This window comes from Nocardia violaceofusca NBRC 14427 (assembly GCF_963869435.1).
Taxonomy (GTDB): Bacteria; Actinomycetota; Actinomycetes; order Mycobacteriales; family Mycobacteriaceae; genus Nocardia; species Nocardia aobensis.
Genome location: NZ_CAWMPM010000002.1, coordinates 18968 through 29776, shown reverse-complemented (window position 1 = coordinate 29776; position 10809 = coordinate 18968). Strand labels below are relative to the sequence as shown.

The following is a 10809-nucleotide window of genomic DNA, read 5'->3' as shown; positions in this document are numbered from 1 at the left end:
GGATCATCGCTGAAATACGGTTACCCCGTCAACGTCCCGGATACTCCGGCGGCTGCCACGGCCGGCCGCCCGCATCGCCGGGGCGCGGCGCCGGTTGCTGCTGCTGCGCCGGCGGCGACGGCGGAATGGGAGCGCTCTGCGGCGGCAAATGCCGGGGCTGGTTGGGCGCGACCAGCGGCGAATCGACCGGTGTCGCCGCCGCGGCCTCGGCCGCGCGCACCGCCCGCTCGGCGGCAGGATCGGTCTTGATGTCGAACCAGTCGGCCACTTCGTCGGCGTCGTCGTCGGGTGTGCCCGCGGCGCCGTCGTCGCTGGGCTCGTAGCGGAAGACGCCGTCCTCGCCCTGGGTGCCGAAGTTGCGGGCGAACCCTTCCAGGGCCTTGCCGAAGTCGCTGGGCACCATCCACACCTTGTTGGCGTCGCCCTTCGCCACCAGCGGCAGCGTCTGCATGTACTGGTAGGCGAGCAGCTCCGGGGTCGGTTTGCCGGATTTGATGGCGGCGAAGACCTTTTCGATCGCCTTCGCCTGGCCCTGAGCCTGCAGGTAGGCGGCGGCGCGTTCACCCTGGGCGCGCAGGATCCGGCTCTGCCGCTCACCTTCGGCGGACAGGATGGCCGACTGCTTGGAACCCTCGGCCGCGAGGATCTGGGACTGCTTGGCACCCTCGGCCGTCTTGATCTGCGCCTCGCGATTACCTTCCGCGGTGAGGATCATCGCGCGCTTCTCACGGTCGGCCTTCATCTGCTTCTCCATCGATTCCTGGATCGACGGCGGCGGATCGATGGCCTTCAATTCCACTCGTGCCACCCGCAGTCCCCAGCGGCCGGTCGCCTCGTCGAGGACGCCGCGCAGCTGCGAGTTGATCTGGTCGCGGGAGGTCAGCGTCTCCTCCAGGGTCATGCCGCCGACCACGTTGCGCAGGGTGGTGATGGTCAGCTGCTCGACCGCGGCGATGTAGTTGCTGATCTCGTACACCGCGGCCTGCGGGCTGGTGACCTGGAAATACACCACCGAGTCGATCTGCACGGTGAGGTTGTCCTGGGTGATCACCGGCTGCGGCGGGAACGACACGACCCGTTCGCGCAGGTCGACCTTCGCGCGGATCCGGTCGGCGAACGGGACCAGGAATGTCAACTGGCCCGATACGGTGCGCGAATATCTGCCCAGCCGCTCGATCACCGCGGCCTCGGCCTGCGGTACCAGCGCGATCGACTTGAAGACCACCACCGCGACCAGCACCACGATGACGATCGCGACGATCAGTACAGCCATTACGGCCCCTTCCAGACGACGGCGTGCGCGCCGTCGATCTTCATGACGTAGACGGTCTCACCCTCGGCATATTCATCGGCCGGGTCGAACGGGCGTGCGCTCCACACTTCGCCACCGATCTTCACCTGACCGCTGTTCTCGTTCACCGCCTCCAGCACCTTCGCCGTCTTCCCCGGCAACGCATCGACATTGGTCGGCGTGGGCGGTGGAGTTGCGAAGCGGCGCAACAACATCGGGCGAACGACGAACAGCAGCCCGATGGCGGAGATCGCGAACACCACGGCATCGATCACCACCGACGTCTGCGCGATCCCGGCAACGCCCGCGGTGATCAACGCCGCGCCGCCCAACATGAGCAGCGTGAAGTCACCGGTGAGCATCTCGGCTGCGGCGAGCAGAATTCCCGCGACCAGCCATACGATTGCGGCCACGCGTCAACCGTACCGTGCCTGTCCTTTTTTCCGCGCCTTTACCGGGACGAGTCGAGCGGAAACACGCCGGTCACCGGTCCAGATCCGGTGAGTGCGAGCCTTCGTCGGCCGGACCGCACCGCCGGTCGGGGCCTCGCCTCCCGCCGAACGGCAAGGGGAACAGGTAGTTTCGGCCGGGTGAGTGCGCGCGACTACGGTGACATCTATTCCGGACACGCTCGAACCCGCAAGCGCGCGGTACCGCAGGTGGTGGCCGAACGCGACCTCGTCGCCGAGGACGCCGCCAGCGGATTCTGCGGCGCCGTGGTCGGTTTCGAGCGCACCTACGACGGCGACTTCGTCAAACTCGAGGACCGCGGCGGCCGGGTCCGACTGTTCGCCTTGCGTGAGGCGGCGTTCCTGATCGACGGCCAGCCGGTGACGCTGGTGCGGCCGAAGGCGACCGCGCCGGCCGCACCCACCCGGTCCGCGTCGGGGTCCACCCGCGTGGAGGGGCTGCGCGCCCGCGTCGCGCGCGCCAGCCGGATCTGGGTCGAGGGCGTGCACGACGCGGCGCTGGTGGAACGCGTCTGGGGACACGATCTGCGTGTGGAGGGCGTCGTCGTGGAGCATCTGGAAGGCCTCGACCATCTGGCCGCGCGCCTGACCGACTTCGGCCCGGAACCCGGCCGCCGGGTCGGAGTGCTGGTCGACCACCTGGTCACCGGCTCCAAGGAGACGAATCTGACCACAGGACTCGGCCCGCACGTCCTGGTGACCGGTCATCCCTACATCGATATCTGGCAGGCGGTGCGACCGCAGGCCGTCGGCATCGAGGCCTGGCCGCAGGTGCCGCGCGGCGAGGACTGGAAGACCGGGGTCTGCCGCCGTCTCGGCTGGGGCACCCCGTCGGAGGGCTGGCGGCGGGTCTACAACGCCGTCGACAGCTTCCGCGATCTGGAAGCGCCGCTGCTGGGCGCGGTGGAACAGCTCATCGATTTCGTCACCGAACCGGAGTGAGGACGCCGGTTCGCCGTAGGTCCGCCGATTCACAGGTGCCGTGGTTACGCTGGCCGGTATGACGCCGCTGCAGCGCTATATCGCAGAGGAGATCGGCACCGACCATGCCGAGGGCCTGCTCAGCCGCCGTGAGGCGCTGCGACGGTTGAGCCTGCTCGGGCTCGGCACCCCGGCCGCGGTGGCCCTGCTGGCCGCCTGCGCGCAGCGGTCCGGCACCTCGGCGGGGACCACGAAACCGACCGCGCCGGCGAGTTCCGCGCCACCGCCGGGCACCGCTACCGCGGTCCAGCCGAGCGCGATCACCTTCCCCGGCCCCGACGGCCGCACCCTGCAGGCCGCGTGGGCCGCCGCGGCGCAACCCCGGGGCGGAGTCCTGGTGATCCACGAGAACAAGGGTCTCACCGATCACATCCGTTCCGTCACCGGACGTTTCGCCGGCATCGGCTATTCCGCGCTCGCGGTGGATCTGCTCTCCGAGGAGGGCGGTACCGCCACCTTCACCGACCCGGCCGCCGCCACCGCGGCTCTGGGCAAGGCGCCGCAGGATCGTTTCCTCGCCGATCTGCAGTCCGGTGTGGCGGAACTGGGGCGCCGGGTGCCGGGAAAGAAGCTGGGCGCCACGGGTTTCTGTTTCGGCGGCGGTCTCACCTGGCTGCTGCTCACCCACGGCACCCGCGAGCTGGTCGCGGCCACGCCGTTCTACGGCCCGTACCCCGAGGGCGGTGAGATCACCACGGCGAGTGCGGTCCTGGCCGTGTACGGCGCGCTCGACAAGCGCGTCGACGCCACCCGCCCCGCGGCCGAGGCGGCGTTGAACCGAGCCGGCGTGCCGCACGAGATCTTCGTCGCCGACGATGCCAATCACGCGTTCTTCAACGACACCGGCCCGAACTACCAGCCCACCGCGGCCGCTGCCGCCTGGCAGCGCGTCACCGACTGGTACGCGCAGTATCTCGGGTGAGACGCGCCGGCGCGATCCGGCTCGCGGTGCTCGTGGCGGGTGGCGTCGCGGTGGCCGCGGCGGCGACCGGGAGCACGGTGCGTCCGCCGCTGTTCGAACCGGCCGCCGTGCGAGCGACCGCCCCGATGGGGTGGAATTCCTGGGATTCCGGAATAGCGCTGACCGAGCAGTCGGTACGCGAGACGATCGACGCGATGGTGTCGGACGGGATGCGCGATGCCGGCTATCGCTACGTCGACCTCGACGCGGGCTGGACTGCCCCGCAACGGGATTCGTCGGGCGATATCGTCGCGGATCCGGTCCGGTTCCCGCACGGCATCGCCGCGGTGGCCGCCTACGCCCACGAACACGGCATGTACCTGGGTCTGTATTCCAGTCCCTTCAACGAGATCTGCGGACAGACCCCGGCGACCGCGAGCCGCGGCCACGAACTGCAGGATGCGCGGCGATTCGCCGACTGGGGTGTCGACCTGCTCAAATACGACTGGTGCCGGACCGACGCGAATCACGACGAGCAGGTTCGTGACTTCGCCCGGATGCGTGACGCGCTGCGATCGACCGGTCGCGGCATCGTCTACATGATCAATCCGAACAGCTCCGCCGACGCCTGCGCCGGCGTCGAGTACGACTGGTCGGGCGTCGCCGATTCGGCCCGCAGCTCCGACGATCTGATCCCGATGTGGCGCAACACCTTTCCCGAACCCGATATCGGCGGATTCGACACCACGTCGGTCCGCGGTGTCGCCGACGAGGCCGACGCCGCGCTCCGCGCCCGGTCCAGCCGTCCCGGATACTGGCCCGACCCGGACATGCTGGTCGTCGGACAGTCGATGTCGCAATTCCTCGGCGCTCATCTGGACGGCCTGCCCGGAACCGCCGTGCGGCGGTCGGCACTGAGTGCCGACGAGAGCGCCTATCTGGCCCGCCGGTTGGGGATCTCCCCGGAAACGCTGGCGCTGCTGCGCAATCCACGCACCCTCTCGCCGACCGAGGAGCAGGCGCATCTGTCGCTGTGGGCGATGCTGTCCGCACCGCTCATCGCGGGAAACGATGTCCGCACGATGAGCGAGCCCACACGCGCCCTGCTCACCGACGCCGGTGTCATCGCCATCGACCAGGATCCCCGGGTGGCCCCCGCGGTGCTGCTCCCCCGCGATCACCGGATTCTCACCAAACCCCTGTCCGACGGTTCGGTCGCCGTGGCGCTGCTGAACCCCGGTGACCAGCCACTCACCCTCGCGACCAGCGCCCCCGAAGCCGGTCTCGCACAGGCACGGTCGTACACCGTGCACGACATCTGGGCCGCGACGACGACGGTGACCGACGGCCCCATCGTCGCGCCCGACATTCCCGCCCACGGCGTGGTGCTGCTGAGGATCACTACCGCCGCTTGATGTTCCAAGGCCGACCGCACACGGGTTCACCTGAAACTCCTTGCCGGCTACGAGATGCGCCGGACGATTCCATCGGCTGCCGACTGTTCGATGGCAGTGAGGAGCCGGTGGTGCCGCAGGGCGGTCTCGAAACTGGGATGTGGTTGTCTGGCTTCGGTGATGGCCCGAGCGACCTCCTGGTAGAACGCTGCGACATTGGCCGGCGGGCCGGACCGGATGCCGGCCGGGACGGTGCGATAGGTGTCGGGAACAGGCAGGATCTCGTCACCGATCCGGATGTCCCAGTCGCCCCAGTGGATGAATGTCCCGGGCTGGGTCGGTGTGGCGGTCAATGTTTCGTCGCTGCCGACGAACTCGAGGCGGAAGCCGTACCGGGCGGGGCCGTTGCCGCCGTGCACGGCGACCGATGCGGTGGCGCCGCCGGCCAGCAGTCCGTGCAGCAGCACGTGGCTGGGCGTGGCGTTGGGCACCGTCTGCTCCGTCCCGGCGATGAGCACGCGGTCGTGCGTGCGGGGCAGCCGTGCGGAGACTTCGGTCAGTGGGCCCGCGACACATTCGAGTGTGGCCAGGAAGTGACCGGCCATGATGGTGAGGATGTCGGTGCCCTCCGAAGGGTCGAGCCCGAACACGAGGCTCGGCCATATTCGACTGCCGCCCCAGGGCGCGCCCTCCGCCACCAGGGCGACCGATTCGAGCGCACCGATCCGGTCGGCGGCCAGCAGGTCGGCGACGAAGCGGGCGCTCGGGGAATGGTGGCCCTGCAGGACGACCGCGTGGACGACGCCGGCGTCGGTGGCGGCCTCGGTCAGCTCGCCCGCTTCGTCGGCGTCGATGCCCAGCGGCCACTCGGACACGACGTGCTTACCGGCGGCGAGCGCTGCCCTGATCACGGCAGCGTGCGCGGATGCCTTCACCGAGACGACGACCACGTCGACCTCGGGGTGCGCGACGAGTTCGCCCGCGTCGGCGAAGGCGAGCCGTACGCCATGAGCGGCCGCCGCCCGGTCCGCGCTGACCTGGTTGGTGGTCGCGACCGCGGTCACCTCGAACTCCTCGAGCGCTGTGAGCGCGGGCAGGTGCGAGTTACCCGCCCAACCGCTGGCCCCGACAACTCCGACTCGGATCATGAATTCCACCCTCTAGTTATGTACCTTTCGGTAAGAAAGTAGAGGCTGCCACGCCCACAGGCAAGAGGTAATGTACCGATAGGTAAAGAATATGGAGAGGACACCGGAGGATCGCATGCCCGGCGGACGCCCACGCTCGTTCGACACAGACACCGCACTCGACCGCGCAGTAGAGGCGTTCTGGCGCAACGGCTTCGAAGCCACCTCACTGGCCGACCTGACCACGGCGATGGGCATCAACAAGCCCAGCCTCTATGCCGCCTTCGGTAACAAGGAGGAACTGTTCGGCAAGGTCCTCGCACGCTACCTCGACGGCCCCGGCGCCTACGCGGCCGCCGCGCTCAACGCGCCTACCGGCCGCGAGGTCGTGGAGCGACTGATCCACGGAGCCGTCGACCTGACAGCAGGCGACAGCACGCCCCGTGGTTGCTTGTGCGTCAAGACCGTTCAAGCCTGCGCGCCCGACGCGCACACCGCACACCAGGACGCCGTCACGGTACGCAAAGCGGGCGAGGCGGCCCTACGCAGACGGCTCGAGCAGGCCAGTGACCTGCCCTCCCATCACAATCCCGCCGCCCTGGCCGCACTCGTCCACACCATCTCCGACGGCATCGCCGTCCAGGCCGCGGCCGGGCGCAGCCGCGACGAGTTGCGACAGGTCGCCGACTCGGCGCTGCGCGCCCTCTTGGACGACGACACGTAGATCCCCCACGACGAGCGGGTTTCCGCTGCGCACACCATCACGCAGCCCCAGTGCGGTCGAAACCGATTCGTGCACAGTTACTTCCGCGCGGCGGGGTTGCCGGCGGCCGGGCCGTCCGCGCCGTCCCACGGCCGAGGGCGGGTGCGGGAGAGGTCGAGTTGCGGTTCGCCGCCGAGATACGTACGCAGCAGCACGGCCGCTCGCTGTCGCCACGCACGATCCACACTCGTGCCGCGATCGGCGACGATGTCGGCGAGCCGGGCGCGGAAACGCCGCTCGCTCATGCCGAAACGCACGAGGATCTCCTCGTCGGGTGGCCCGCCGTAGGGCAGCCACAGTACGGCGAAATCGATGATTGCCTGTTCTTCGTCGGTCATCGTTCACTCACGGAATTGACGGGCCCCGCCGCATGGCTGCGGGGCGGTCGGACTTTGCGGTACCTGTCAAAGTGTAATATTGTCCAGACAGGTGTCCACCTCCGTGGCGCCGAGAATCTCAGCCACTTCCTCCGTACCGGAGGGGAAGAAACGACACGCTATGGCGACAACACCGCACAGCCCGTTCGACGTCGCGAGTACCCGGACCCTGATCGCACCGGAAATCCGGCGGCGCATTCGCGCGGCGACCGGCTCCGACGTCGACCCGGAGCGCATGAAGGCACTGGAGGCCGTCTACCTGGGGACAGTGCTGACCGCGAGCATGGGCTACTCACTGCACAGCGGCACCTGCTCGGTCGAACATGTCGCGACGCGGATCATCTATCGATGACGTCCGCCCCGGCTCCGGACAGGTTGCGCGTCCGCAGCCACGGTGATCAGCGATCCGGTTCCGGATCGCCCAATCGTGCGCGGATCGCGCCCCACGGGTCGGCGAATGTCCGCGAGCCGTCGCGGTACGGCGACAACCGCCTGAGATACCAGCGCATCACCGGACCGAACGGGCGGGCGATGAACCGCCATCTTCCTGTCCTGGAACGGATTTCGGCGAGCATATCCGGGAAGGAGTGATGCTGGAAGCGCAGCACTTCCTGGGCGCGCCCGGTATCCATCCAGTCGGTGGCGAACCAGTCCGCATCGCTGTCCGGGTCCCCGTCCAGTCCCCGCGGGATGGCCCCCGGCAATCCGGAGGCGGCGGCGATCGAGGCGCCGATATCGTTCTGACGCAGCCGATGTGACGCGTCGCCGCCGATGAGGAAGACCTCACGGACGGACGGCGTGACGGTCGCGGCCGTGAACGCGGCGGCCACATCGCGCACGTCGACCGTATTGATTCGCCCGTCGGCCGGCAGCGCCGCCTCGAAGGTGAGCATGTCCGCGTCCAGGCCGAGCATCGGCTCGACGGTGAGTACGCCGCCGAGCCGCAGGATCACCCACTCCAGTCGCGACGCCCGCACCAGCTGTTCGGCCTCCGCCTTGTGCGCGCCGTACAGATCCGTCGGCCGCACCGGGGTGCCCGGCGTGAGCGGTCCGCCGGGCCGATGCGGATTGCGGGGGCCGTAGACCGCGATACTCGACGCGAGCACGAACCGCGGCGGCGCGGTGAGCTCGGCCGCGGCGTCGAGCAGCGTGGCGGTGGCCTCCACGTTGACGGCGCGAGCGAGGCCGCGGCGCTGGTAACAGACCGGCGGGATGATCGCGGCGAGATGGACGATCGCGCTCGGGCGCACCGATCGCACCAGCTCGCGAACCTGTTGCGGCACGGTCAGATCCGCCCACCGCACCTCCACGCCGGCACCGGTGAACTCCCGCGCGGCGCGGCGGTTGGCCGGGATGTCGAGGTCGGTGGCGACCACGCGGGACCCGCGTGCGGCGAGGGTGCGCACCAGCGCGGTGCCGACCAGCCCGAACGCACCGGTAACGAGTATCGGTCCCGAAGTCATTCCGCCACAACGCTTCCCGCGATCAGTGGCAGGTCGAGGGCGGTGCGGATTCCGGCGGGGGCGCCGACCACCGCGGGGATGGCATTGACGATCCGGCCCGCGGCGGCCACGATCGCCGCGTGATTGTGGTCGCCGTGGCGGCTGGTGGGACAGATGTCGACGGTATAGGAGGGTTCGCCGACGATCTCGACCCGGTAGGACCCGCCCGGCTGGGCCGGCTGCGGCCAATCGGGGCGCAGGTCGCCCCGCAACCGGGTGGTGTGTTCGATGACGATGACCGGGCGGCCCTTCACCATCCCGCGAATCTCGAACCGCAGTGCCGCGACCGACCCTTCGGGCACATGCCCGGCCGCGATGTCGAAGCTTTCCGGCGCCGGTTCCCGTTCGTAGGTTTCGGTGATCTCATCGACGGTGATGCCCAGCCCCGCCTCGAGTTGCCGGATCGTCGTGCCCCAGGCCATGCCGAGCACCCCGGGCTGCAGCAGCATCGGCACCTCGTCGAGGGGTTTGCCGAATCCCATCACGTCGAACATGACCGTCGCACCGTCGTAGGTGGCGTAGTCGGCGATCTCCGAACACCGCACCTGTTCGATATTGCGGCAGGTGCCGGCGAAGGCGAGCGGAATCAGATCGTTGGCGAAGCCGGGATCGATGCCGGTGATGAAGATGCTCGCATCACTCTCGCGCGCGGCCGCCTCTATGGTGGCGAAGAACTTGTCCGGCAACACCTTCCACGGATATTGCAGGAGTCCGGGGGCGGATCCGACGAGATCGACGCCGGCGGCCAGGATGCGGCGGCAGTCCTCCAGCGCTTCCAGCAGCCGGGTATCGCCCATCGCGCAGTAGACCGCGCAGTCCGGGCGCAGGGCGAGCAACTCCGCCAGGTCACCGGTCGCGCGGATGCCGGTGCTGACGTCCAGGCCGGCCAGTTCGCCGGCGTCCTTGCCGACCTTCTCCTTCGTCGAGACGCACACGCCGACCAGTTCGAAGCGCGGGTCCTCGATCAAACCGGCCAGTGCGAGCCGGCCGACATTGCCGGTGCCGATGTGCACGACGCGGATGGGCATTCGTTTCTCCTCGGGTCGCCGCGGCACCGCAGGCGGTCGGCGTCGCCGCCGTATCGGCGGGTGACCGGCAAGCCGCAGTCGGACAAGTGTCTGGACAGTACTACGACCTCTCGCCGACCGACAACAGATCACCCGCGCGAACAGCGGTCGGAGCTCTGGAACAGTGTCTAGAACATGTTCCAGTTTGCATGGTAGCGTCACCGGCATGGGACGTGTAGACGGCAAAATTGCACTCATCAGCGGGGGCTCGCGAGGTATGGGTGCGGCCCATGCGCGGCTGCTCGTCGCCGAAGGCGCCAAGGTCGTGATCGGTGACATCCTCGACGACGAAGGTAAGGCTCTGGCCGGCGAACTCGGTGACGCCGCGCGTTTCGTGCACCTCGACGTGACCGCCCCCGAGGACTGGGCGGCGGCGGTGTCCACGGCGGTCGGCGAATTCGGCAAACTCGACGTGCTGGTCAACAACGCGGGCATCGTCAACGGCAATTCGCTGCGCAAGTTCGAACTGGAACAGTGGCGCCGCATCCTCGACGTGAACCTGACCGGAACGTTTCTCGGCATGCAGGCCGCGGTCGATCCGATGATCGCCGCCGGCGGCGGATCCATCGTCAACGTCTCCTCCATCGAGGGACTGCGGGGCGCGCCGTGGGCCCACGGCTACGTCGCCTCCAAATGGGGCGTGCGCGGCCTGGCGAAGTCGGCCGCATTGGAGTTGGCGCAGCACAACATTCGCGTGAATTCGCTGCATCCCGGGCTGATCCGCACGCCCATGACCGCCACCATTCCCGACGATCTCGTGACGATTCCGCTGGGCCGTCCGGCCCAGCCCGAAGAGGTGGCGACCTTCGTGCTGTTCCTGGCGAGCGACGAATCCTCGTACGCGACGGGCTCGGAATTCGTCGTGGACGGCGGCTTGGTGACCGCGGTACCGCACAAGACCTCCTGACCCCGCACGACTTCCCCTCCAGGAGCACA

At 68.9% G+C, this 10809-nt stretch carries 12 protein-coding genes; 6 read left to right on the top strand and 6 right to left on the bottom strand.

What is annotated here, in order from left to right; all coding sequences use genetic code 11:
• Positions 1-28: 28 nt before the first annotated feature.
• The gene (locus AC5592_RS02170; protein ID WP_039778790.1) at positions 29-1273 is read right to left on the bottom strand and encodes an SPFH domain-containing protein; all 1245 of its coding nucleotides are present in this window, start codon (positions 1271-1273) and stop codon (positions 29-31) included.
• Positions 1273-1704 carry an NfeD family protein gene (locus AC5592_RS02165; protein ID WP_036502267.1) on the bottom strand — a complete coding sequence of 144 codons (432 nt, stop codon included), beginning with the start codon at positions 1702-1704 and terminating at the stop codon, positions 1273-1275. Before AC5592_RS02165 ends, AC5592_RS02170 begins: the two co-directional genes overlap by 1 nt.
• 177 nt (positions 1705-1881) lie before the next feature.
• On the opposite strand from AC5592_RS02165, the gene AC5592_RS02160 reads away from it, so the two are divergent.
• From AC5592_RS02160 to AC5592_RS02150, 3 genes are read left to right on the top strand one after another with little or no spacing between them, the layout of a single operon-like run.
• A complete protein-coding gene (locus AC5592_RS02160; protein WP_036502269.1) occupies positions 1882-2703 on the top strand; it encodes a DUF3097 domain-containing protein in 822 nt (273 codons plus the stop codon).
• A 58-nt stretch (positions 2704-2761) separates the two neighbouring features.
• A complete protein-coding gene (locus tag AC5592_RS02155; RefSeq protein ID WP_063063215.1) occupies positions 2762-3664 on the top strand; it encodes a dienelactone hydrolase family protein in 903 nt (300 codons plus the stop codon).
• Entirely contained in the window at positions 3661-5058 is a 1398-nt protein-coding gene (locus AC5592_RS02150; protein WP_063063214.1) for a glycoside hydrolase family 27 protein, read from the top strand. Before AC5592_RS02155 ends, AC5592_RS02150 begins: the two co-directional genes overlap by 4 nt.
• Positions 5059-5105: 47 nt before the next feature.
• Here the strand turns inward: AC5592_RS02150 and AC5592_RS02145 are convergent, their stop codons facing one another.
• Complete coding sequence (locus tag AC5592_RS02145) at positions 5106-6185, bottom strand: Gfo/Idh/MocA family protein (RefSeq protein ID WP_084506275.1); 1080 nt, start codon at positions 6183-6185, stop codon at positions 5106-5108.
• Positions 6186-6276: 91 nt separating this feature from the next.
• Between AC5592_RS02145 and AC5592_RS02140 the strand changes: the two genes are divergently transcribed.
• The gene (locus tag AC5592_RS02140) at positions 6277-6888 is read left to right on the top strand and encodes a TetR/AcrR family transcriptional regulator (protein ID WP_232329157.1); all 612 of its coding nucleotides are present in this window, start codon (positions 6277-6279) and stop codon (positions 6886-6888) included.
• Positions 6889-6965: 77 nt separating this feature from the next.
• Here AC5592_RS02140 and AC5592_RS02135 read toward each other — a convergent pair whose 3' ends face one another.
• The gene (locus AC5592_RS02135) at positions 6966-7265 is read right to left on the bottom strand and encodes a hypothetical protein (protein WP_036502275.1); all 300 of its coding nucleotides are present in this window, start codon (positions 7263-7265) and stop codon (positions 6966-6968) included.
• A gap of 160 nt (positions 7266-7425) precedes the next feature.
• On the opposite strand from AC5592_RS02135, the gene AC5592_RS02130 reads away from it, so the two are divergent.
• Positions 7426-7656, top strand: coding sequence for a hypothetical protein (locus tag AC5592_RS02130; protein ID WP_063014844.1), 231 nt, complete (start codon positions 7426-7428; stop codon positions 7654-7656).
• A 46-nt stretch (positions 7657-7702) separates the two neighbouring features.
• Here the strand turns inward: AC5592_RS02130 and AC5592_RS02125 are convergent, their stop codons facing one another.
• On the bottom strand, positions 7703-8767 hold the full coding sequence (locus AC5592_RS02125; RefSeq protein ID WP_063063213.1) for an NAD-dependent epimerase/dehydratase family protein: 1065 nt from the start codon (positions 8765-8767) through the stop codon (positions 7703-7705).
• On the bottom strand, positions 8764-9834 hold the full coding sequence (locus tag AC5592_RS02120) for an NAD(P)H-dependent amine dehydrogenase family protein (protein ID WP_036502283.1): 1071 nt from the start codon (positions 9832-9834) through the stop codon (positions 8764-8766). Before AC5592_RS02120 ends, AC5592_RS02125 begins: the two co-directional genes overlap by 4 nt.
• Positions 9835-10039: 205 nt before the next feature.
• On the opposite strand from AC5592_RS02120, the gene AC5592_RS02115 reads away from it, so the two are divergent.
• Entirely contained in the window at positions 10040-10780 is a 741-nt protein-coding gene (locus tag AC5592_RS02115; protein ID WP_063063212.1) for a glucose 1-dehydrogenase, read from the top strand.
• Positions 10781-10809: the final 29 nt, after the last annotated feature.

What these genes read in the sequence shown, in the direction of transcription:
- AC5592_RS02120 (WP_036502283.1), bottom strand. Translation starts at nt 9,834, where the DNA reads ATGCCCATCCGCGTCGTGCACATCGGCACCGGCAATGTCGGCCGGCTC.
- AC5592_RS02135 (WP_036502275.1), bottom strand. Translation starts at nt 7,265, where the DNA reads ATGACCGACGAAGAACAGGCAATCATCGATTTCGCCGTACTGTGGCTG.
- AC5592_RS02125 (WP_063063213.1), bottom strand. Translation starts at nt 8,767, where the DNA reads ATGACTTCGGGACCGATACTCGTTACCGGTGCGTTCGGGCTGGTCGGC.
- AC5592_RS02140 (WP_232329157.1), top strand. Translation starts at nt 6,277, where the DNA reads ATGGAGAGGACACCGGAGGATCGCATGCCCGGCGGACGCCCACGCTCG.
- AC5592_RS02130 (WP_063014844.1), top strand. Translation starts at nt 7,426, where the DNA reads ATGGCGACAACACCGCACAGCCCGTTCGACGTCGCGAGTACCCGGACC.
- AC5592_RS02155 (WP_063063215.1), top strand. Translation starts at nt 2,762, where the DNA reads ATGACGCCGCTGCAGCGCTATATCGCAGAGGAGATCGGCACCGACCAT.
- AC5592_RS02115 (WP_063063212.1), top strand. Translation starts at nt 10,040, where the DNA reads ATGGGACGTGTAGACGGCAAAATTGCACTCATCAGCGGGGGCTCGCGA.
- AC5592_RS02145 (WP_084506275.1), bottom strand. Translation starts at nt 6,185, where the DNA reads ATGATCCGAGTCGGAGTTGTCGGGGCCAGCGGTTGGGCGGGTAACTCG.
- AC5592_RS02170 (WP_039778790.1), bottom strand. Translation starts at nt 1,273, where the DNA reads ATGGCTGTACTGATCGTCGCGATCGTCATCGTGGTGCTGGTCGCGGTG.